Origin of the sequence: Methyloversatilis thermotolerans (assembly GCF_000372885.1) — a bacterium.
Lineage (GTDB): Bacteria > Pseudomonadota > Gammaproteobacteria > Burkholderiales > Rhodocyclaceae > Methyloversatilis > Methyloversatilis thermotolerans.
The window spans coordinates 3,934,085-3,956,239 of the sequence record NZ_KB889967.1 but is presented as its reverse complement, the minus strand read 5'-3'; the positions used below and the strand labels follow the sequence as shown (position 1 = coordinate 3,956,239).

At 65.5% G+C, this 22,155-nt stretch carries 21 protein-coding genes and 4 tRNA genes; 2 read left to right on the top strand and 23 right to left on the bottom strand.

Annotation, left to right across the window (positions count from 1 at the left end; genetic code table 11):
• Positions 1-33: 33 nt before the first annotated feature.
• The 18 genes from rplL to A3Q7_RS0118025 form a co-directional block, all read right to left on the bottom strand.
• Positions 34-414 carry a 50S ribosomal protein L7/L12 gene (gene rplL, locus A3Q7_RS0118110; protein WP_018228075.1) on the bottom strand — a complete coding sequence of 127 codons (381 nt, stop codon included), beginning with the start codon at positions 412-414 and terminating at the stop codon, positions 34-36.
• Positions 415-490: 76 nt separating this feature from the next.
• Positions 491-1,021, bottom strand: a complete 531-nt coding sequence (gene rplJ / locus A3Q7_RS0118105) for a 50S ribosomal protein L10 (protein ID WP_018413328.1) — start codon at positions 1,019-1,021, stop codon at positions 491-493.
• 269 nt (positions 1,022-1,290) lie between these two features.
• Entirely contained in the window at positions 1,291-1,983 is a 693-nt protein-coding gene (gene rplA / locus A3Q7_RS0118100) for a 50S ribosomal protein L1 (RefSeq protein ID WP_018413327.1), read from the bottom strand.
• A gap of 2 nt (positions 1,984-1,985) precedes the next feature.
• Positions 1,986-2,417, bottom strand: a complete 432-nt coding sequence (gene rplK, locus A3Q7_RS0118095) for a 50S ribosomal protein L11 (RefSeq protein WP_018413326.1) — start codon at positions 2,415-2,417, stop codon at positions 1,986-1,988.
• A 156-nt stretch (positions 2,418-2,573) separates the two neighbouring features.
• Positions 2,574-3,107, bottom strand: coding sequence for a transcription termination/antitermination protein NusG (gene nusG / locus A3Q7_RS0118090; protein WP_018413325.1), 534 nt, complete (start codon positions 3,105-3,107; stop codon positions 2,574-2,576).
• Positions 3,104-3,457, bottom strand: a complete 354-nt coding sequence (gene secE, locus A3Q7_RS0118085) for a preprotein translocase subunit SecE (RefSeq protein WP_018413324.1) — start codon at positions 3,455-3,457, stop codon at positions 3,104-3,106. The genes nusG and secE overlap by 4 nt, the downstream gene beginning before the upstream one ends.
• Before the next feature lie 55 nt (positions 3,458-3,512).
• Positions 3,513-3,588: transfer RNA gene (locus tag A3Q7_RS0118080), tRNA-Trp, on the bottom strand.
• Between the two features lie 45 nt (positions 3,589-3,633).
• Complete coding sequence (tuf, locus tag A3Q7_RS0118075) at positions 3,634-4,824, bottom strand: elongation factor Tu (protein ID WP_018413323.1); 1,191 nt, start codon at positions 4,822-4,824, stop codon at positions 3,634-3,636.
• A 91-nt stretch (positions 4,825-4,915) separates the two neighbouring features.
• A tRNA-Thr gene (locus A3Q7_RS0118070) sits at positions 4,916-4,990 on the bottom strand.
• A gap of 35 nt (positions 4,991-5,025) precedes the next feature.
• Positions 5,026-5,099, bottom strand: a tRNA-Gly gene (locus A3Q7_RS0118065).
• Between the two features lie 103 nt (positions 5,100-5,202).
• A tRNA-Tyr gene (locus A3Q7_RS0118060) sits at positions 5,203-5,287 on the bottom strand.
• Positions 5,288-5,353: 66 nt separating this feature from the next.
• Positions 5,354-6,073 (bottom strand): dethiobiotin synthase, encoded by a 720-nt coding sequence (gene bioD, locus A3Q7_RS0118055; protein ID WP_018413322.1) that lies wholly within the window; start codon positions 6,071-6,073, stop codon positions 5,354-5,356.
• On the bottom strand, positions 6,063-6,848 hold the full coding sequence (locus A3Q7_RS0118050) for a methyltransferase domain-containing protein (protein ID WP_018413321.1): 786 nt from the start codon (positions 6,846-6,848) through the stop codon (positions 6,063-6,065). The genes bioD and A3Q7_RS0118050 overlap by 11 nt, the downstream gene beginning before the upstream one ends.
• Complete coding sequence (locus tag A3Q7_RS0118045; RefSeq protein WP_232418101.1) at positions 6,845-7,636, bottom strand: alpha/beta fold hydrolase; 792 nt, start codon at positions 7,634-7,636, stop codon at positions 6,845-6,847. The genes A3Q7_RS0118050 and A3Q7_RS0118045 overlap by 4 nt, the downstream gene beginning before the upstream one ends.
• Position 7,637: 1 nt before the next feature.
• Positions 7,638-8,792 (bottom strand): 8-amino-7-oxononanoate synthase, encoded by a 1,155-nt coding sequence (gene bioF / locus A3Q7_RS0118040; RefSeq protein ID WP_018413319.1) that lies wholly within the window; start codon positions 8,790-8,792, stop codon positions 7,638-7,640.
• The gene (locus A3Q7_RS0118035; protein WP_077231380.1) at positions 8,789-10,099 is read right to left on the bottom strand and encodes an adenosylmethionine--8-amino-7-oxononanoate transaminase; all 1,311 of its coding nucleotides are present in this window, start codon (positions 10,097-10,099) and stop codon (positions 8,789-8,791) included. The genes bioF and A3Q7_RS0118035 overlap by 4 nt, the downstream gene beginning before the upstream one ends.
• A 90-nt stretch (positions 10,100-10,189) precedes the next feature.
• Entirely contained in the window at positions 10,190-11,584 is a 1,395-nt protein-coding gene (locus A3Q7_RS0118030; protein ID WP_026224997.1) for a dihydrolipoyl dehydrogenase, read from the bottom strand.
• A gap of 94 nt (positions 11,585-11,678) precedes the next feature.
• Complete coding sequence (locus tag A3Q7_RS0118025; RefSeq protein ID WP_018413316.1) at positions 11,679-12,416, bottom strand: glutathione peroxidase; 738 nt, start codon at positions 12,414-12,416, stop codon at positions 11,679-11,681.
• A 192-nt stretch (positions 12,417-12,608) separates the two neighbouring features.
• Between A3Q7_RS0118025 and A3Q7_RS0118020 the strand changes: the two genes are divergently transcribed.
• Complete coding sequence (locus A3Q7_RS0118020) at positions 12,609-13,517, top strand: hydrogen peroxide-inducible genes activator (RefSeq protein WP_026224996.1); 909 nt, start codon at positions 12,609-12,611, stop codon at positions 13,515-13,517.
• 52 nt (positions 13,518-13,569) lie between these two features.
• The gene (locus A3Q7_RS0118015) at positions 13,570-14,043 is read left to right on the top strand and encodes a Dps family protein (RefSeq protein ID WP_018413314.1); all 474 of its coding nucleotides are present in this window, start codon (positions 13,570-13,572) and stop codon (positions 14,041-14,043) included.
• Between the two features lie 39 nt (positions 14,044-14,082).
• Here A3Q7_RS0118015 and A3Q7_RS0118010 read toward each other — a convergent pair whose 3' ends face one another.
• Genes A3Q7_RS0118010 through A3Q7_RS0117990 form a run of 5 tightly spaced genes read right to left on the bottom strand, consistent with a single transcriptional unit; the run spans position 14,083 to position 22,048 of the window.
• Positions 14,083-14,739: a phosphatase PAP2 family protein gene (locus A3Q7_RS0118010; RefSeq protein ID WP_040571045.1), complete on the bottom strand. Its 657-nt coding sequence runs from the start codon at positions 14,737-14,739 to the stop codon at positions 14,083-14,085.
• Positions 14,740-14,750: 11 nt separating this feature from the next.
• Positions 14,751-16,670, bottom strand: coding sequence for an LTA synthase family protein (locus A3Q7_RS0118005; protein WP_018413312.1), 1,920 nt, complete (start codon positions 16,668-16,670; stop codon positions 14,751-14,753).
• A 7-nt stretch (positions 16,671-16,677) separates the two neighbouring features.
• The gene (locus A3Q7_RS0118000; protein ID WP_026224995.1) at positions 16,678-19,731 is read right to left on the bottom strand and encodes an efflux RND transporter permease subunit; all 3,054 of its coding nucleotides are present in this window, start codon (positions 19,729-19,731) and stop codon (positions 16,678-16,680) included.
• Positions 19,731-20,795 (bottom strand): efflux RND transporter periplasmic adaptor subunit, encoded by a 1,065-nt coding sequence (locus A3Q7_RS0117995; RefSeq protein WP_026224994.1) that lies wholly within the window; start codon positions 20,793-20,795, stop codon positions 19,731-19,733. Before A3Q7_RS0117995 ends, A3Q7_RS0118000 begins: the two co-directional genes overlap by 1 nt.
• Positions 20,792-22,048, bottom strand: coding sequence for a TolC family protein (locus tag A3Q7_RS0117990; protein ID WP_018413309.1), 1,257 nt, complete (start codon positions 22,046-22,048; stop codon positions 20,792-20,794). The genes A3Q7_RS0117995 and A3Q7_RS0117990 overlap by 4 nt, the downstream gene beginning before the upstream one ends.
• Positions 22,049-22,155: the final 107 nt, after the last annotated feature.

The window sequence follows — 22,155 nt, the reverse complement described above, 5'->3', positions numbered from 1 at the left end:
GCAAGCACGCACTCCCGCAGCACCGGAGTCGAATTACTTCAGTTCGACCTTGGCGCCGGCTTCTTCCAGCTGCTTCTTCAGTGCTTCGGCGTCGGCCTTGGCAATGCCTTCCTTGACCGGCTTCGGAGCGCCGTCGACCAGGTCCTTGGCTTCCTTCAGACCCAGGCCGGTAGCCGCGCGCACGACCTTGATGACTTCAACCTTCTTCTCGCCGGCAGCAGCCAGAACGACGGTGAATTCGGTCTTCTCTTCGGCGGCCGGAGCGGCGGCGCCGGCAGCGGCAGGGGCAGCCACGGCAACAGCGGCAGCAGCCGACACGCCGAACTTCTCTTCCATGTCCTTGATCAGTTGCGACAGTTCGAGAACCGACATCGCCGAGATCGCGTCGAGGATTTCTTCCTTGCTAACAGCCATTTCTAAACTCCTGATTCAAGCGCGACACAGGGGTACGCGCGGATGGTTTGCTTGATCTGCAGGTGATGCAGAGAACTTAGGCGGACTGCTTTTCGCGTTCGTCGCGCAGCGCGGCAACGGTGCGGACGAACTTGCCCGGCACTTCGTTGAGCGTCTGCACGAACTTGGCGATCGGCGCCTGCATCGTGCCCAGAAGGGTGGCGAGCAGCTGTTCGCGGCTCGGCATGGAGGCCAGCGCCTTGACGCCTTCGGCGTCCATGACGTAGTTGGCCAGCGCGCCACCGCGAATCACCAGCTTGTCGTTACCCTTGGCGAAGTCATGAACGACCTTTGCGGCCGCCACCGGATCGGCAGACATGCCGTACATCAGCGGACCGGTCATTTCCTTCGCCAACCCCTCGAAAGGGGTACCCGACACAGCACGACGTGCCAGCGTGTTCTTCAGAACACGGAGGTACACGCCCTGTGCGCGGGCCTGGGCACGCAAGCGGGTTACATCGCCCACTTCCAGACCTTTGTTCTCGGCGATCACGATTACCTGGGCGCCCGCAACTTCGGCGGACACTTCGGCAACCACTTCCTTCTTCTGATCGAGATTGAGTGCCAAGGTCTACTCCCATGATTACAGTCGTCCATCCGGCACTGCTGCCTTCCGGATCAACCACTTGCGGCGACCGTATTCAGGAGAGAAAACGTCCTTGCGGACACCATCCGTCCTGTGTCGGGTAACGCCATCTGCGCAGGCGGTTGCGGCAACACTTCTTGCCAACCATTAGACCCTTGCGGGCACCTGCGGTCTTTGACAACCCGTCGCGCCATACTGGCCGCGACGGCCCAAAGTCCTGTTGCTACGCGTCCGGCATGCCGGACGCAGAATCACTGCACCGTTGCCTGATCGACCCGGATACCCACGCCCATCGTCGTGGTGACCGAAATCTTGCGCAGATACACACCCTTGGCGGCAGCCGGGCGCGCCTTGTTCAGCGCTTCGATCAAGGCCTTGATGTTGGTCTCGAGTTGCTCCGGCGAGAACGAGGCACGACCGATGGTGCATTGGACGATGCCGCCCTTGTCGGTACGGTACTGGACCTGACCGGCCTTGGCGTTCTTGACCGCGGTCGCCACGTCCATCGTCACCGTACCCACCTTGGGGTTGGGCATGAGGCCGCGCGGGCCCAGGATCTGACCCAGGGCACCGACCACACGCATGGCATCGGGCGTGGCGATCGCCACGTCGAAGTTCAGATTGCCTTCCTTCACCTGCGCGGCGAGATCGTCGAATCCGACGACGTCCGCTCCGGCCGCCTTGGCTTCTTCAGCCTTGGCACCCTGCGCGAAAACAGCAACCCGAACGGACTTGCCGGTACCTGCCGGCAGCACGACCGACCCACGAACGAGTTGATCCGACTTCTTGGCGTCGATGCCCAGATTCACGGCCACATCCACGGACTCGTCGAACTTGGCGCTGGCGGTTTCCTTGACCAGGGCAAGCGCCTCGTTCAGCGGATACGACTTGGTGCGATCGACCTTGGCGCGCAGCGCCTGGATACGCTTGGACAGCTTTGCCATGATCAGAGACCCTCCACCGTAATGCCCATGCTGCGCGCCGAACCCGCGATCGTGCGGACGGCCGCGTCAAGATCAGCCGCGGTCAGATCGGCATTCTTGGTCTTGACGATCTCTTCCAGCTGGGCGCGGGTCACCTTGCCGACCTTGTCGGTATGGGGCTTGGGCGAACCCTTGGTGATGCCTGCAGCCTTCTTCAGCAGAATGGTCGCCGGAGGCGACTTCATTTCGAAGGTGAAGGACTTGTCCGCGTAGGCGGTGATCACGACCGGAATCGGCAGACCGGGCTCCATGCCCTGAGTCTTGGCGTTGAACGCCTTGCAGAATTCCATGATGTTCAGGCCGCGCTGACCCAGCGCGGGACCGATCGGAGGCGACGGGTTCGCCTTGCCGGCCGGCACTTGCAGCTTGATGTAGCCGACGATTTTCTTCGCCATGATGACTCCAGTTGCGAGTGTTAGCGTGGAAGCTCAGGGCTTCCACTCCTCATCCGGCGCCACGGCGCCGGAAACGATCGCGCGACAACACCTGAACGATGTCGCCGCGCACCTTTGGCGATACCGTGAGGCATCGCCAGAAACTGCGTGATCAGGTCAAACCTTCTCGACCTGCGAGAACTCGAGTTCGACCGGCGTCGCGCGACCGAAGATGGTCACTGAAACATGCAGCCGGCTCTTCTCGTAATTGACGCTTTCGACGGTGCCATTGAAATCGGTGAACGGGCCGTCCTTGACACGCACCATTTCACCCACCTCGAACAGCACCTTGGGACGGGGCTTTTCAACCCCTTCCTGCATCTGCTGCATGATCTTGTCGACTTCCTTGTCGGAAATCGGCGTCGGCTTGTTGGCGGAACCGCCGACGAAACCGGTGACCTTGGGCGTGCTCTTGACGAGGTGCCAGACCTCGTCGGTCATGTCGCATTTCACCAGCACATAGCCGGGGAAGAACTTGCGCTCGGATACCGCCTTCTGGCCGCCGCGCATTTCGATCACTTCCTCGACCGGCACCAGGATCTGGCCGAACTTGTCCTGCATGCCCGAACGCGCAATACGCTCGGTCAACGCGCGCTGCACCGACTTCTCGAAGCCGGAATAGGCGTGCACGACGTACCAACGTTTGCTCATGATTTCTTCCAGCCCAGAATCCAGTCGTACAAAACCACTTCCAGACTTTTGTCCGTGACCCAGAGGAACACGGCCATGACCACAACGAAGCCAAACACGATGGCCGTCGTCTGTAGCGTTTCCTTGCGACTTGGCCAGGCCACCTTCTTCGCTTCGGCGACTGACTCGTTCGCAAATACGATGAAGCGGCGCCCCGGTTCGGTGAACCAGGCCACCGCACCACCTGCCGCCAGACCAGCGAGCACGGACAACACCCGCACCGCCATGATCTGGTCGGAAAGAACGTAAAAGCCGGCCACGCCCGCAACCAGGAGGGCGATGGCCAGCGCAAACTTCAGCTGGTCGGTCATGAATAACGGGAAGTGCGCACGCACTCCGGAAAGTTATCCGGCTTGGCGACCGGAGTGGCAGGGGCAGAGGGAATCGAACCCCCAACCTTCGGTTTTGGAGACCGACGCTCTGCCAATTGAGCTATGCCCCTGCAAAACGCCAACCGGGCCGCACACGCGACCCGGCTTGTTGCTGCTTACTCGACGATCTTTGCAACCACGCCGGCGCCGACGGTACGACCACCTTCGCGGATCGCAAAGCGCAGCCCTTCTTCCATCGCGATCGGCGCAATCAGCTTCACCGTGATCGACACGTTATCCCCCGGCATCACCATCTCGGTGCCCGCCGGCAGCTCGATCGAACCCGTCACGTCCGTCGTACGGAAGTAGAACTGCGGACGATAGCCGTTGAAGAACGGCGTATGACGACCACCTTCCTCCTTCGACAGCACGTAAATCTCCGCCGTGAAGTGCGTGTGCGGCTTGATCGAACCCGGCTTGGCCAGCACCTGCCCACGCTCGACTTCTTCACGCTTCGTGCCGCGCAGCAGCACGCCAACGTTATCTCCCGCCTGACCCTGATCCAGCAGCTTGCGGAACATTTCAACGCCCGTGCACGTCGTCTTCACCGTCGGCTTGATGCCCACGATTTCGATTTCCTCACCGACCTTCACAATCCCGCGCTCAACACGACCCGTCACCACCGTGCCGCGACCCGAAATCGAGAACACGTCTTCGATCGGCATCAGGAACGCACCATCCACCGCACGCTCCGGCGTCGGAATGTAGCTGTCCAGCGCTTCGGCCAGCTTCATGATCGCGCCTTCACCCAGATCGCTCTTGTCCCCTTCCAGCGCCTTCAGCGCCGAACCCTTCACGATCGGGATGTCATCACCCGGAAAGTCGTACTTCGACAGCAGCTCGCGCACTTCCATCTCAACCAGCTCGAGCAGCTCCGCGTCGTCGACCATGTCGCACTTGTTCAGGAACACAACAATGTACGGAACGCCCACCTGGCGCGCCAGCAGGATGTGCTCGCGCGTCTGCGGCATCGGACCGTCAGCCGCCGAACACACCAGAATCGCGCCATCCATCTGCGCCGCTCCCGTGATCATGTTCTTCACGTAGTCCGCGTGTCCCGGGCAATCAACGTGCGCGTAGTGACGCGTCGCCGTTTCGTACTCAACGTGCGCCGTATTGATCGTGATACCCCGCGCCTTCTCTTCCGGCGCCGCATCAATCTGGTCGTACGCCTTCGCCTCTCCGCCGAACTTCGACGACAGAATCGTCGTGATCGCCGCCGTCAGCGTCGTCTTGCCATGGTCAACGTGACCAATCGTGCCCACGTTCACGTGCGGCTTGGTGCGCTCAAACTTTCCCTTTGCCATCTTCGATCACCTTGGTTGCTTGATAGAGATCTGCGTCAAACATCGACTGACACCCTCAGTTGTCACCAGGATGCCGCACGCAAAAAAATCATGGTGCCCATGGGCAGGATTGAACTGCCGACCTCTCCCTTACCAAGGGAGTGCTCTGCCACTGAGCTACATGGGCACAGAAACTTCTCAACTCCGGCACACCACCGGATGTGGAGCGGGAGACGGGAATCGAACCCGCGTCATTAGCTTGGAAGGCTAAGGTTCTACCATTGAACTACTCCCGCCAAACCGCTCCCAACCACACCGCTGCTGCCAAGCTGCGACCATCCGCAAGCGGTGAAACTGCCGGGCACTTCTCTTTTCGCCGAACACCCACCATGAAAACAGTGGTGGAGGGGGAAGGATTCGAACCTTCGAAGGCAGAGCCGTCAGATTTACAGTCTGATCCCTTTGACCGCTCGGGAACCCCTCCGGCGACCAGCGAAACCCGCGATTATGGTGAGGGTTTGTCGTGCTGTCAAACACCGCAGCAAACCTTTCACGAAAGATTCACCGCGTTCGAAGCCAGCAACGGCCGGATGTCCAGCGCTTCGGACGCCGAAACGTAGTCGGCGCCGGACAGCCGCGGGATTATGCCAAGAATCGGCGCCATGAGGCGAACTTTCAGCGCATCGATGGTTGCATCCTGTTCCAGCATGCCCTCCGGCTGGCAGTTGGCCACCCATCCGGCAAGTTCAAGCCCGCGCGCCCGAATGGCTTCGGCGGAAAGCAGGGCGTGATTGATGCACCCCAGGCGCAGCCCGACGACGAGGATGACCGACGCCCCCATGTCGCGGGCGAGATCGGCGGTCGTCCAGTCGTCGCCGAGCGGAACGACAAAGCCACCGACCCCCTCGACGATCACGTGCCGTGCCGTGCGACGCAGGCCGGTGAGTGCGTCGACAATCACGCCGCGATCGATGGACCGCCCTTCGCGCGCCGCAGCGACGTGCGGCGCCAGGGGTGCCGCGAACAGATAGGGATTGGTCCGGCTTGTCGGTGCCGCAAGCCCGCTCGCTCGGGCCAGCGCCTCCGCATCCTCGTTGACCCATCGCCCATCAACCTGCTCCGCACCCGACGCCACCGGCTTCATGCCGACCGCGGCGACGCCGCGTGCGCGCAGCGCATGGACCAGCGCACATGACACCAAGGTCTTGCCTATGCCGGTATCGGTGCCGGTCACGAAGTGCACTCTGGCTTCACTCACATCACTCTCCATCAGCCACCCTCGCATGGACCCATGCCACGCGATAGGTCAGCGGCAATCCGCGGGCGGTACGCGTGCGTTCGAGGCGCGACAGCACTTCGGCCAGCGCGGAACGGCCAAGCAGACCGCGCCGGGCACCCTGGGGGACGCGCGACGCGCCGATGTCGCGGTTCGCCTGCAGCAGGCTGCGCGCATCGGCAAAGTACGCGACTTCATCGCCACACTCCATCGACACATCGACGAATCCGGCCCCCATGACCGCCGCGTGCAGTTCGTCCGCGCGCGGAAAGGACACCACATGCCGGTGACTGTCGATGCCGGCAAAGGCCGCACCGATCTCGGCCAGCGTACCGTCGAGCACGGTCGCGCAGGCGATGCGGCCGCCGGGCGCCAGCACGCGGCGACACTCCGCCAGCACCTGTGGCGGATCGCACCACTGCAGCATGAGGCTGGAAAACACCCGATCGATGCTGCCTGCCGCAAACGGCAAGGCGTGGGCATCGGCGCACACATGCACGGCATCCCGGCCGGCAGCGTGCGCCGCCAGCATGCCGATGGCGAAATCCGCAGCCAGCAGCCGGGCGGACGGAAACAGGCGTGTCAGCCCGCCGCTCGCGAATCCGGTTCCGCAGCCCAGATCGAGGACGCAGCGCGCATCGGCCGGGAACATGCCTGCCAGCAGGCGCTCGCACACCCGCTTCTGCAGCGCGGCAGCGCTGTCGTACCGGCCGGAGGCGCGGGAGAACGCCGATCGCACCTGCGCGCGCTGATGACTGCCGGCTTTCATAAAGCCCCTTCCTCGTCCGCGCCGGAACCTTCCTGTCCGTGCAGCGCGTGCAGCAGCGCGTCGAGCAGACGGACATCACCGCCTCCCAGCCAGGGCAGATGGGCCGCCCCCTCCACCTCCACGCACTGCCCGTCTCCCCAGCCCGCTGCCGCCTGCGCCGCTGCAATCGCGATCACCGCATCACGCTCGCCATGAAGCCACAACCGGGGCACCGGCAAGGTCTGCAGCACGCCGCGTTCATCCCCGTCGTGAAGCCATTGCAGGCCTTGCGCGAGCGCCGCCGGCGCAGGTGGCACATCGTCGATCAGGTCGGCCATCCGGCAGCGCACCGCTCTCGCATCCGCGTCGCCCAGCGCAGCGAGCGCAGCGAAGCGCGTGCGGGTGCGACGCGCATCTTCCGCCACGTCCGCCGCGAAAGCATCGAAGCGCTCCGGACGCATTCCGTGCGGCCAGTCCTCGGCGGCCATGAAGCGCGGCGAAGCGCCGATCAGGACCAGCATGCGCGGGCGACGGCGCGCCGCCCAGGCGATTGCCAGCAGGGCGCCCAGCGACCAGCCCGCAATGATCTCGACATCCGGAAGCGTGCGGTCAAGCAGTTCGACGCAATCCTCGAAACTGTCGCAAGGTCGATCGATGTTCAGCCCGTAGCCGGGCAGATCCGGCTGCACGACCCGGAAACGCTGCGCCAGACAGTCGGCAAGCGACGCCATCAGGCGGCTGTCCCAGCCCCAGCCGTGAAGCAACGCGAGCTCCGGCCCCGCTTCACCGTGCCTGCGTACCTTGAGCATCTCATCCACGCGGCATCTCCGACAATGCAGCGGCCAGAAGGTCGATGTGCTCGTCGCGATGGGCCGCGCTCAAGGAAATGCGCAAGCGGGCGGTACCGGCGGGCACGGTGGGCGGCCGTATCCCCGGCACCCAGAGTCCGCGCGCGCGGAGACGGTCGGCAAGTTCCACCACTTGCGCATTGCCACCGACCAGATACGGCTGGATTGCAGTCTCGGACGCCAGCAAGGCGCGGGCGTGAAGCCCCAGCGCTGCACGCAGGCGGGCACGATGTGCGGTCAGCGTGGCGCGCAGCGCATCGCCCTGCTCGATCAGCGCGAGGCTGGCCAGCAGTGCACAGGCGATGGCGGGGGGGGCGGCTGTCGTGTAGCGGTAGCTGCGTCCGGTCTGCATCAGCCACTCGATGGCGTCCGGCTGACCGGCAACGAATGCCCCCGCGACACCCGCCGCCTTGCCCAGGGTGCCGACATAGACCAGGTGGGGCGACGACAGCCCGAAGTGCGACAGTACGCCGCGCCCCTGACTGCCCAGAACGCCGAAGCCGTGCGCATCGTCGACCACGAGCAGCGCGTCGTGACGTTCGCACAGCCCCAGCAACTCGGGCAGCGGCGCGATATCGCCATCCATGCTGAACACACCGTCGCTCACCACCACCTTGCGGCCTTCGGCCGCTTCCAGCGCACGGGCGACCGCCGCCACATCCGCATGCGGATAGCGCCGGACGGTCGCCCGCGACAGCAGCGCCGCATCGACCAGCGAGGCATGATTCAGGCGGTCGGCGATCACCGTGTCGCCGCGTCCGGCCAGCGCCGGCAACACTGCCAGATTCGCCATGTAGCCGGTGGAAAAGAACAGCGCGCGCGGCAGGCCGGTGAAACGCGCGAGCGCCTCCTCGAGTTCCTCGTGCGGACGCTGATGGCCGCTTACCAGATGTGAAGCGCCCGCACCGCCCCCCCAGCGCGAGGCCCCTGCGCGCAGCGCTTCGATCACCATCGGATGATTGGCCAGCCCGAGGTAGTCATTGCCGGCAAAGGACAGCAGGGGCCGCCCGTCGACCTCGGCATCCGGCCCGCAGGGTGCGTCCAGCAGCGTGCGGCGGCGAAGAAGATCCTGCTCGGCGAGCGCGGCCAGTCGCGCACGGAAGTCGGTGGCACTCATGCCAGTGCGGCGTCCAGTGCATCAAGCGTACGAGCCGCCAGCAGCGCCGTCTGCTCGTCGTCGAGCACATAGGGCGGCATGAAGTAGAGCGTGCGGCCGATCGGTCGCAACAGCAGTTCGCGCGCGAGCGCCTCGCGGTAGAAGCGACGGCTGAATTCCGGCTGCGCGGTATCGACATCCATCGCCCAGATCATGCCTGCGTTGCGGAAACCGCCCACAGCCGGATGTGTGGCCAGAGGCGCCAGCGCCCGGGTGAAATGGTCGGCCCACGCGCGATTGCGCGCCAGGATGTCGAGTTCGGCGAACAGATCCAGCGTGGCCAGCGCCGCGCGACAGGCGAGCGGATTACCGGTATAGGAATGCGAGTGCAGGAAGCCGCGCGCCATCGTGTCATCGAGGAAGGCATCGAACACGAAGGGCTTGCTCAGCACCAGCGACAGCGGCAAGGTACCGCCGGTGATGCCCTTGGACAGACAGATGAAATCCGGCCAGCCTTCGCCGCGTTCGTCGAGCGATTGCTCGCACGCGAAGAAGGTCCCGGTGCGACCGCATCCCACCGCGATTTCGTCGGCCACGAGATGGACCTGGTAGCGGTCGCACAAGGCGCGCAGCTCGCGCAGCCATGATGCGTCATGCATTGCGAAGCCGCCCGCGCACTGGACACGCGGTTCGACGATGAGCGCGGCGATGCGCGACGCATGACGCGCGAGAAATTCCTCCAGTGCACGTCGCGCCGCATCGGCGTCGCCGGCAGCCGGACTGGGCAGGACATGGGCAGCGCGCACCATGGGCGCATAGGCATCGCGGAACAGCGGCACATCGGTCACCGCCAGCGCACCCACGGTTTCGCCGTGATAACTGCCGGCGAAGCAGATGAATTCGTTCTTGTCCGGCTGGCCAAGGTTGCGCCAGTAATGAAGCGACATCTTGAGCGCGATTTCGGTGGCCGATGCGCCGTCGGACGCATAGAAGGCGTGGCCGAGGTGACCGCCGGTCAACGCCGACAGCCGTTCCGACAGCGCCACCACCGGTTCGTGCGTGAAGCCGGCGAGCATGACATGGTCCAGCGTGTCGAGCTGTTCGCGCAGCGCCTGCACGATGTGAGGATGGCTGTGACCGAACAGATTGGTCCACCAGGAACTGATGCCATCCAGGTAGCGACGGCCGTCCGGCGCATACAGCCATGCGCCCTGCGCACGCGATATGGGCAGCAGCGGCAATGACCGGTCGGCATGCCACTGCATCTGTGTGCAGGGATGCCAGACCGAGGAGAGGCTGCGGGAAACGAGGGAATCTGGGGCGGACACTTGGCAACACCGGCGTTGCCCCCGCGCGGGGCGGGGGCTGGAGGCCGGTATTCTACCGCCCGCCCGGCCAGACGTCCGGGCGGGCGTCGCTTACGCTGCGCTCAGTTTCGCCGCGGCATCGCGCAGCGCGGTGCGCAGCCCCTCTTCCACCACCGGGTGGTAGAAGGGCATTTCCAGCGCGCGCTGCACCGTCATGCCGGACTGCATGGCCCAGGCCAGCAGATGGGCGAGGTGTTCGACGTCAGGCCCCATCATTTCGCAGCCGAGCAGGCGGCCGCTGCCCTTTTCCGCATACACGTGCAGCAGCCCCTTGTTGCGCAGCATGACGCGCGAACGGCCCTGATCCTCGAACGACACCTCGCCGGTGACGAAGCTGTCCGGCGCGAGGTCCGCGTGTCGCTTGCCGACCGTCGCCAGTTGCGGATCCGAGAACACCACCGCGATCGGCTCGCGCCGCAGGCCCGGCTGCACGTCCGGAAAACGCGCTGCATTGTCGCCCGCGATCCTGCCCTCGTCCGCCGCCTCGTGCAGCAGAGGCAGATCGTTGTTCGCATCACCGGCGATGAATACCGGCGTGCCGCCACATTGCATGGTCGTGCGGTCGAATATCGGCACGCCGTTATCGGCAAGCGCTAGCGACGTGTTTTCCAGACCGAGATTCCGGACATTCGGCGTGCGCCCGGTGGCGGCGATCACCCATTCAAAATCCTTGTTCATCAGGCGGCCGTCGCCCGGTTCCTGGACGATGCGCACACCTTCGGCCGTCTCCGCGATGCGCGCGATCTTCGCGTCCACATGCAGCGGAAACTCGTCAGCGAAAGCGTTCGTGGCATAGGCCTTGAGGGCGGGATCCGAGAACGGTCCGACGAATCCGCCGCGGCCGAACACTTCGACCCGCACACCGAGGCGATGCAGGGCCTGGCCCAGTTCCAGACCGATCACGCCCGGCCCGAACACGGCCACGGACTTCGGCAGCGTGGTCCATTCGAACACATCGTCGTTGACGATGAGACGGCGGCCGGCAGCCTTGAGCATGGGCGGAATGGCCGGCGAAGAGCCGGTCGCGATGACGGCGCGGCCGAAGGTGACCACAGTGTGGTCATCCACTGTAAGGCTGTGGTCATCGACGAACTTCGCGTAACCACGCAGCTTGTGTCCGGCAGGGATGCTGTCCACGCCGCGCACGACGAAGCCGACGAAGCGGTCGCGCTCGCGGCGCACACGCGCCATCACCGCCTCGCCGTCGATGCGCACCACACCGTCGAGACGGATGCCGAAAGCATCCCACTTGGCCGTCGCATGCGCCGCTTCCGCCGCGGCGATCAACAGCTTGCTGGGCATGCAGCCGACGCGTGCGCAAGTCGTGCCATACGGGCCGCCCTCGATGATGACCGCGCTGCGCCCGGCGGCGATCGCCGCACGATAGGCCGCCAGCCCGGCGGTGCCGGCACCGATCACCGCTACATCCACATTCATTTCATTCATGTCGCTCTCCTGTTCCGGACGATCAGGGCTGCGCACCCCACGGTGCGCAAGCCTGATCGCACGGCGGCAAACCGCCGTGCGCGGAGCGGCGCGCTCAGTTGCGCTGCGCCCACTGCTCCAGGTCTTCCCAGCCGCCGATGTGCTGGCCGTTGATGTACACCTGCGGCACGGTCTTCGCGCCGGCGATGGCACCCAGGGCACGCGAACGTTCGGTGTGCGGCAGATTGATTTCGGCATAGCGATAGCCACGCTCGGTCAGCAAGGCCTTGGCCTTGGCGCAGAACGCGCAGCCTTCGCGCGTCAGGATGGCGACCTGGTCGGGTTTGCGCGCTTCCGGATTGATGTGGTTCAGCATCGTGTCCGCGTCCGACACCTTGAACGGATCGCCCGGCTCCTGCGGCTCGATGAACATCTTGCTCACCACGCCGTCCTTCACCAGCATCGAGTAACGCCAGCTGCGCTTGCCGAAGCCGAGGTCGGCCTTGTCCACCATCATGCCCATGCCTTCCGTGAATTCTCCGTTCCCGTCGGGCACCAGGGTCACATTGTCGGATTCCTGATCCTTGGCCCATTCGTTCATGACGAAAGTGTCATTCACCGACACGCACAGGATGGCATCGACGCCATTGGCGAAGAAGGCCGGTGCCAGTTCGTTGTAGCGCGGCAGATGGGTCGACGAGCAGGTGGGCGTGAAGGCGCCGGGCAGCGAGAACACCACCACCGTCTTGCCACGGAACAGCTCATCGGTGGTCACGTTCTTCCATTCATTGTTTTCACGCACGCGGAAGGTGACATCCGGAACGCGCTTGCCTTCGTGATTCTGCAGACTCATGGTGTGTTCTCCTGGGTAATGGACACAAAAACGAAATCGGTGATGCGCCGGCTTGTTGCGCTGCACATCGACAGGACGCATTCTGGCCGCGCTCCAGAAACAGATCCAATTGGTAATTTTTCTATTATTGATCGTATAATTCGATCCTAGTCGGCGATGCAGAGTCGGCAAACCCACACTGCGGAGTACGTCATGGCTAACCTGCCTTCCCTGCGTCAGTTGCGATATCTGGTGGCGGTATCGGAAAGACTGAACTTCACCCAGGCGGCCGAGACCTGCTACGTCACGCAGTCGACGCTGTCGGCCGGCATAAAGGAACTGGAGGCCACGCTGGGTACGCTGCTGGTGGAGCGCGAGCGGCATTCGGTCATGATGACGCCGACCGGAATCGAGGTCGTCGCACGCGCGCGGAGACTGCTCGCCGAAGCCGAGGATCTGGCGGAATGGGCACGAAACGCGGACCGGCCGATGTGCGGCCTGCTCCGCCTGGGCGTCATCCCGACCATCGCGCCTTTCCTGCTGCCCGCGGTGCTGCCTGCGGTACGCGAGCACTACCCGGAACTTCGCATCGCGCTGCGCGAGGACCTCACCGCCCATCTGCTCGCCCGTCTCAATGCCGGCCAGCTCGATTTCGCGCTCATCGCACTGCCTTACGAAACCGGTAGTCTTCAGGTACAGCCGCTGTTCGACGAGGAACTGAAGCTGATCGCACCGCGCGGGCGCGAGGCGGACATGCCGCGCGACATCGGCAAGCTGGACCCGGATGCGCTGCTGCTGCTCGAAGAAGGCCACTGCCTGCGCGGACACACGCTGGGCGGCTGCCGGCTGGGCGAACCGCGCAGCAGCGGCATGGAAGCCACCAGCCTGTTCACGCTGGCGCAGATGGTGGAAGGCGGCCTGGGCATGGCGCTGCTGCCCGACATGACGCTGCGCTCGGGCCTGCTGTCGCACATGGACCTGGTGGCGCACCGCTTTGCCGAACCCCGACCGCGCCGTACCATCGCACTGGTGGCACGCAGCTCGAATGCGCGTGTCGAATGCTTTTCCCGGCTCGGCGAACTGATCGCCGCGCAGGCGCCTGGCACGCCGGACGGAACCTGACACCGGCGTCGTCACTCACATCATCAGGTCGTCATCAACGAGGGAGTACGTCATGAGCACCATCAATATCGGCATTTCGGAAGACAAGCGCCAGGCGATCGCGGAAGGGCTGTCCCGCCTGCTCGCCGACACCTACACGCTGTACCTGACCACGCACAACTTCCACTGGAACGTGACCGGTCCGATGTTCAACACGCTGCACCTCATGTTCGAGACGCAGTACACCGAGCTGGCGCTGGCCGTTGATTCCGTGGCCGAGCGGATACGCGCGCTGGGCTATCCGGCTCCGGGCACCTACAGCGCCTACGCGAAGCTCACTTCGATCAAGGAACCGGACGGCGTGCCGTCGGCGAACGACATGATCCGCCAGTTGGTCGCCGGCCAGGAAGCCGTCGTACGTACTGCGCGCAGCATCTTCCCGGTGGTGGACGAAGCGAACGACGAGCCGACCGCCGATCTGCTCACGCAGCGCATGCAGATTCACGAAAAGAACGCATGGATGTTGCGCAGCCTGCTTGAAGGCTGAGCGCTCCAGTCGCCCGCGACCGGCCTCCTGGCCGGTCCTTCATCTGCGCGCCACGCAGGCGCACAGCAGTGCGACTGCCGCGCACAGTGAGGCGGTGAGCAGCACATGCGATGGAAAGTGCGCGCCGCGCATCACCTGAACCGCGCCGGCCACCGCCCCGAGGCAGAGCACCGCAAGCATCCCCCGGCGTCGATGGCTTCCGTCCAGCACGGGCAGAGCCGCAAGCCACATGAATGCAGTGGCGGCATGACCGCTGGGCAGGCAATGGCCGGAACCGGATTGCGCCGGAGCGGCATCGAACAGCCGGAAGTAGCTTGCCTGGCCGCCGAACGCGGTGAGCGACCACGGACAACTGTGCGCCGAGCCCGCCCGAGCCACATTCACCGCAATCGCCGCCAACAGCGACGTCCACAACACGAAGGCAATGCGCGCGCGCAGATCGGGCGCACGCCGGCGCAACCGCAGGGCGCCCCAGATCAGCAGCAGACCCAGCCAGGCAAGCACAGAAAGCCATTTGACGCCTTCATGCAGCAGATCGGACATGACAGCATCCCGGCGCAGCGGAAAGGTCGCCGACGCCGCGTCATAGAACCACCCGGTGACCTGCAGGTCGGCATCGCTCCAGCGGTTGGCCCACAGCGCGAGCAGCACGCAGAGCACAGCCAGCACCAGCAGGTCGGTCTGTCGCCTGAACACCCGCAGCCTGCTCACTTTTCGGGCGGGAGTTGCAGACGCCCTTTCTTGAAGGCGTCGGCGGCTGTCTGGTAGTACGCGATGGCCTCCTTCACGCGCTGCGGATCGGGTTCGACCGGCGTCGACTCCAGCGTCTGCGGATCGATGCGATAAGCCTTCACGACCTGGCGGGGCGACAGCACGGTCAGCAGATCGCCCCGCAGGTAGCCCAAGTCCTGGTAATTCGAGATGAAGGCACGGTCCAGCGGCTCTTCGTCCTCGAAGAACGATCGCCCGAAGAAGTGATCGTCACCGTTCTTGCCCATCACTTCGATCAGTGTGGGCGCGAGATCGATCTGACTCACCCGGTCGGTATTCACGCCAGGCTCGAGCATGTCCGGCGCATAGAAGATGAGCGGGATGCGGTATTTCGCGACCGGCAGACGGGTCTTGCCTGCCACCGACGCACAGTGGTCGGCGACGAATACGAACAAGGTGTCGGCGAACCACGGCTGCTTCCTGGCCTCGCGCATGAACTGGCCGATCGCCCAGTCGGTGTACTTGACCGCGCCCCGCCGTCCGCCCGGTGACGGGATGTCGATCCGACCATCGGGATAGGTGTAAGGGCGGTGATTGGACGTGGTCATGATCTGTGCGAAGAAGGGCTTGCCCTCGGCCGCCTTCCGGTTCATCGCGATCAGTGCGTTGGCAAACAGCGATTCGTCCGCGACCCCCCACACATTCTCGAACACGATGCTGTCCTTCGGGAAATCGGTCCGGTCGACGATCACATAGTCGTTGCCGCGGAAATAGCTGTTCATATTGTCGAAATAGCCATAGCCGCCATAGATGAACATCGGCACCACGCCCTGCCTCTCCAGCAGTTCGCCTACTGTGGACAGGTTATCGTTGCCGTTGCGGCGGACGATGGCCTGGCCGGGTACCGGCGGGGTGCCCAGCGACAGCGCCTCCAGACCACGCACCGTACGCGTGCCGGTCGCGAACACATTGGCGAAGCGCAGTCCTTCGGCGGCGATGCGATCGAGCTCGGGCGTCAGTCCGGATGGCGCGCCATATGCGCCGACATATTCGGCCGACAGGCTTTCTATGGTCACCAGCACCACATTGCGCGGCCGCCGCGAAAACGGCACCTCGTCGTGCGGCGGGTCGTCCATGGCACTGGGCCTGTCCTCCGCCGACAGCGGCAGCCGTTCGACATGCAGCGATGCCAGTACCTCATCGGCCTCCTGCTGCGGAAGCGTGGCATACCAGCGCATGTAATCCAGTTCATTGCGATTCATCGCCGCCACCAGCGTGAACAGGCCATTGCCGGCAAGTTCGTCGGCGAAGGCGTCGCCGCTGCCTTCCATCTGTTCGATACGCGCGCCGGCAAGGGACAGAGCGGGCAAAACGATGGCCGCCAGCAAGAGCAGCAGGCGGCCGCGCGCGGTACGCGGTGCGCGGTCGAACGCGATGAAGCGGCGCAGCAGAACGGAGACAAGGATCGCGGTCAGCACGATGCCGGAGAGCAGCCAGCCGACCGGATAGGATTCGACGATATTGCCTATCACCTCTTGCGTGTACAGCAGGTAGTCGACCGCGATGAAATTGAAGCGTGTCGAAAACTCCTCCCAGAACACGATTTCCCCGACCGCGCCGAACAGCAGCAGCGCAAGCGCGCCGGCCAGCACACTCCACTTCAGCACTCCGAAGAAGCGGCTGTCGCGCAGCCGCTGCGGCAACAGAGCCGACAGCAGCATGAAGGGGGCGAGCAGCCACACCAATGTCGCGATATCGAACCACAGGCCTCGAATGAATACGTGCGACGCGTGACCGGGCCCGGCGTAGAGCCACAGTCCACCCCGCAACAAGGTCCAGACCGTGAGCGCGCACAGCGCGAAGACGACAAAGAAGGGCAGCGTGGGAACAGGCGGGCGGGTCGGGTTCTTGGTCATGAGGACATCAGCGGACTTTGGCGCGGGGATCGCCGAAGCGTTTGTACAGTATGGGCAGCAGTACAAGTGTTAACGAAGTACAAGAAACCAGCCCGCCGATCACGACAATGGCGAGCGGGCGCTGTATTTCCGATCCGGGCCCGGTCGCGAACAGCAGCGGCACCAGACCGAGCGCGGCCATCGACGCGGTCAGCAGCACTGGCCGCAGACGACGCTGCGCGCCCTGCACCACTGCATCGTGCAGCGAAAGACCGCTCACCCGGAGCTGGTTGAAATAGCTCACCAGCACCACGCCATTGAGCACGGCGATGCCGAGCAGCGCGATGAAGCCGACCGACGCCGGCACCGACAGGTATTCGCCGGACAGCGCCAGCCCGAACACGCCGCCGATCAGAGCGAACGGCACATTGGCCATGACCAGCGCGGCCTGGCGCAGCGAATCGAAGGTGCTGAAAAGGATGAGGAAAATAAGGACCAGCGCGACCGGCACGACGAGCGCCAGTCGCTGCGCGGCGCGCTGCTGGTTCTCGAATTCCCCTCCCCAGCTCAGTCGGTAGCCGGGCGGCAGTTCGACCTTCTGCATCACGCGCGCGCGGGCGTCCTCGACGAAACCCACGAGATCCCGTCCGCCAACGTTCGCGATCACCACCATGTTCCGGCTGCCCAACTGGCGGTTGATCTGAACCGGACCGTCAACCCGCTCGAAGCGCGCGAGCTGACCCAGCGTGACGCGCGCGCCATCCGGCAGCACCACCGGCATCTGCATCAGCGCGTCTGCGGCGGCGGTCCGGCCGTCCGCGCGGACGATGAGCGGAATGCGTCGTTCCTGCTGCTGGATCAGACCCACCGCATCGCCCTCGATCTGCGCACGCAGCACCGCCGCCAGCGCATCGACATCCAGCCCGGTCCTTGCCAGCGCATCGCTGTCGGGCAGCACCTGCAGATACTGTACGCCCTCGTTGCGCACGAAGAACACGTCCTGCGCGCCGGGCGTGCCGCGCAGCACTTCGGCAATCTCTCCGGCCTTGTGGTTGAGCACCTGCAGATCGGGGCCGAATATGCGCACCGCCAGATCGCCGCGCACACCGAGGATCATTTCCGACACCCTCATTTCGATCGGCTGAGTGAAGGCATAGGCCACGCCCGGAAAATCGCCCAGCAGCGCGCGGATGCGCTCGACCACCGCCGGTTTGTCCGTGCCGGGAGGCAGGGCGATGAAGGTGTCGGTCTGGTTCAACCCCATGGGATCCAGACCGATCTCGTCCGAGCCGGTGCGCGCGACGATGCGCTGCGCCTCGGGCACGGCCTCACGGAGCGCCTGCTGGAAACGCGTATCGATGTCCAGCGACGCATCCAGGCCGATGGACGGCAGCTTTTCGAGCTGCACGATGAGGCTGCCTTCGTCCATCGTGGGCATGAAGGTCTTGCCCAGACCGGCATAGAGCACCAGCGCGACCGCGCCCAGCGCCAGCGCAATGCCACCGACCACGCGCGGCGCGGCCAGCGCGCGCTGCAGCAGCGGCGCATACAGCCGCGCCAGGGTGCGCGGCAGCCACGGATCGGCATGGCTGTCGGCGCGCAGCAGCCCCAGAGCCAGCACCGGGATGACGGTGAGCGACAGCAACAGCGATCCAGCCAGCGCGAACACGATGGTGAGCGCGACCGGCCCGAACAGCTTGCCTTCCAGTCCCTGCAGGCTGAGCAATGGCAGGAACACCAGTGCGATGATGACGATGCCCGCGCCGGTGGGCAGTGCCACTTCGCGTACCGCCTCGAGCACGACGGCCTTGCGCGGCCGCTCGGCGGCGCCCGGTGCGTGCAGATGCGCCACCACGTTCTCGACCACCACCACCGCGGCATCCACCAGCAGGCCGATGGCAATGGACAGACCGCCCAGGCTCATCAGATTGGCCGACATGCCCATCTGCCGCATCAGCAGGAAGGTCCACAGCGCCGACAGGGGCAGCACCACCGCCACCGCCATCGCGGCACGCAGATTGCCGAGGAAGAGAACGAGCATCACAACCACCAGAACCACCGCTTCCAGCAGCGCGCTCGACACGGTGCCCACCGCGTGCGACACCAGTTCGCCTCGATCATAGAAGGGCTCGATGCGCACACCCGATGGAAGGCTGCTGCTCAATTCGTCCAGCCGTTCGCGTACGCCATCCACCACCTGCTGCGCGTCCGCACCACGCAAGCCGAGCACCAGTCCCTGCACCGTCTCGCCCTGCCCGTCCCGCGTCACGCCGCCCATGCGGGTGAGCGCACCCAGCTTCACGTCGGCGACGTCGGCCACACGCACCTGTGCCCGCGCCGTCGCGCGTACCACCAGGCGGCGGATATCCTCGACCGAAGCGAGTCGGCCCTGAACGCGCACCAGCAAGGTTTCCTCGCCTTCGTCGATGCGGCCGGCCCCTTCGTTACGGTTGAAGCGCTGCAGTGTCCCGCGCAGTTGATCCAGCGTCACGCCGTTGGCCGCCATGCGCGCCGCGTCAGGGACGACTTCATAGGCAGCCGCCTCTCCGCCGAGCACATTCACGTCGGCCACGCCGCGCACCGTACGCAGCGCGGGCCGGATCACCCAGTCGAGCAGCGCGCGCCGCTCGGCGAGCGGCAGATCGCCTTCGACCGTGAACATGAACATTTCGCCGAGTGGCGTGGTGATCGGCGCCAGACCTCCGGACAAGCCGGACGGCAGTTCGCCTGCAATACCGTTCAGCCGCTCGGCCACCTGGTTGCGCGCCCAGAAAATGTCGGTGCCATCCTCGAAATCGACCGTGATGTCGCTCAAGCCGTACTTGCTGGTCGAGCGCAGCATGGTCTGCTTCGGCAGCCCGAGCATTTCGATCTCTATCGGGCGCGTGACGCGGCTTTCCATTTCCTCCGGCGTCATGCCGGGCAGCTTCACGATGATCTTCACCTGTGGCGCCGACACGTCAGGAAAGGCATCGATCGGAAGATTCATCGCCGCGTGCAGACCTGCAGCCAGCAGCAGCAAAGCCGCCAGAACCATCAGCAGCGGCCGTGCGAGCGCACCACGGGTCAATACATCCAGCATCATTCGCCCCCGTGTCCCAGCCACACCGCCTTCAGCGCAGCCACGCCAGCGACCGCCACCGGCCGCATGCCGTCCAGCGCGCCGCTCACGGTTGCCCGTCCCGCATCCTGGGCCAGCACACTTACTTCGATGGCGCGATAACCACTGTCGACGCGCTGGAATATCCATATCCGGCCCGCGTGATGCACCAGCGCGGTCACTTCTGTCGACCATGCGGAAGTCGCATTCACGCTGCGCCGTGCGCTCACCCATTGACCCGGCCGCAGAGCGGTCTGCGTCGCCAACAGCCGGGCGAGTATGCGCACCGTCTGCGTCGTGTCCGCGGCACCCCAGCCGATCTGGCTCACACGCGCCCGGATGTCCGTCCCCTCCACCATCAGTTCGTCGTCCACGCGCACGCGTTGTGCCTGTGTCACCGGCAGATTGAGTTCCAGCATGAGCCGACGCGGATCGGCCAGCCGCAACAGCGGGTCGGCTTCGTTCACCCGCTGACCCGGCAACGCCATGCGCTCGAGCACGGTCGCTTCGGCGCCCGCTCGCACCACCAGCCGGCCGGCCGAGGCTTCGCCCGCCGATACGCCCATGATTCCCAGGCGCGACTGCGCGGCGGCGAGCGCTGCCTCGGCCTGGGCGGCGGCAGCTTCGGATTCGCGCAACCTGCGCTCGGCGATCAGCCCTTCCGCGTGCAAGGTGCGGTCGCGATCGCGATGGCCACGTGCCAGTTCGGCTGCCACGCGCGCCTGCGCAAGCGACGCGCCGGCCGCCGGCAGATCGGCGCTGCGCAATTCGACCAGGGCCGCGGCCGCCGCCACCTGCTGACCCTCGGCCACCGGCACGCGCACCACCACCCCTGCGGTCGGCGCGGTCACCACCCACTCCCCGTCCGGCGAAGCGACCACGCGCGCCGACCAGGGCGCGGTGTGCCCGGTATCGGCTTTCTCGAGCTGCGCATCGCGGATGCCGAGGCGCTGCGCCTGCGAGTTCGCGATGGCAATGTCGGCGGCGCGTACCGGGACAAGCGACGCAAGGAACAGCAGCATGGCAAGGAGGAAGCGCGGCTTCACGGCAGTATTCCCAGACTTTGGTTGTAGCGTGCGATGGCGCGCGCCCGGGCAAGATCGGCCAGTGCAGCGGCGCGGCGTGCGTAGGCTGCGCGCGCCTCGACCAGCAGGCGTTCGGCCAGCGAGGTTTCGCCGATGCGGTAGGCGCGGCGCGCCAGATCGACCTCACGCCCGGCGATCCCCTGCTGCGCGGCGGCCAGGGCGCGGGCCTGCTCGCGTGCATGCAGTTCATGCGCCGCCTCGTGCAGCGCGAGCTTCGCAGCGCGCTGCGCCTGCGCCAGCTCGTCCTCGGCGCGTGCCAGTTCGAGATGCAGCGGGGACTGCAGCGCCGCACGGTGCGCTTCGCCGCCGAACGGTATGGACAAGGTCGCGCCCACGCTGTCGGTGGTCGGCATGTCGGTGGCCGCTTCGGAGCGCACACCCACCAGCAGACGCGGTGTACCGCTGCCCTGGGCCTGCACGCTGCCCAGCGCCCGCCGGATGCGCTCGACCGCCGCCTGTGCAGTCACGACCGGCGGATAGCCTTGCGCGTCGGGCTGCGCCGCGACCGGTTCCGACACCGATGCGGGCAGCACCGCGAGCCCGGTCAGTTCCTGCCAGCCGAACAGGCTGTGCGCCAGTTCCACGCGCGCTTCGTACAGCACCACCTCGCGTTCGCGACGCGCCGTCTCGGCCGACAGCATGTCTACCGGCGCTGCGTCGCCGGCGCGCACGCGCCGGCTCACATCGTCCTCCAGCGCGCGGTACAGCGCGACATCGGCATCGGCCAGTCCGACCTCGATCTCCGCCAGCATCACGCGCCACAGCATTTCGCGCACTTCGCCGGCCACCCGCCAGCGAAGGCTGCGCGCCTCCTGCTCCGACAGCACTCTGCCGGCCTCGGCCTCACGGCCCAGCGCCTCACGCTGTCCGCCCCGCCACAGCGGCAATTCCAGACCCGCCTCCATCTCGCGCAAGCCCCCCCCGCGGCCGGGCAGACGATCGCTCTGATAGCGCAACTGGACCGCCGGAGGGGCGGACAGCAGGCTGCCCGCCCGTTCCGACAACACGCGCGACTCGACGGCCCGGGCCTGTGGCAGCAGCACACCCGGTGCCCGGGCGAGCGCCCGATCCAGCGCCTGCGACAGGCTCAGGCCCGTATCGCGCAGCACTGGCTGATCATGCTCGTCCGCGTGCCCGGGCAAGGTCTGGCCGGAAGCGGGCGATGCCAGCGCGAGCAGCGACAGCGACAGCGACAGGAGAAGCAAGCTGTTCATCGGATCATCGTCATGGAGGACGATCCAGTGTGGCGCGGCCTGCCTTTCCGGGGGGTGAACGGAACATGAACGAACATTCATGTCGCAGACAGCTTGCCGCAAGCCCC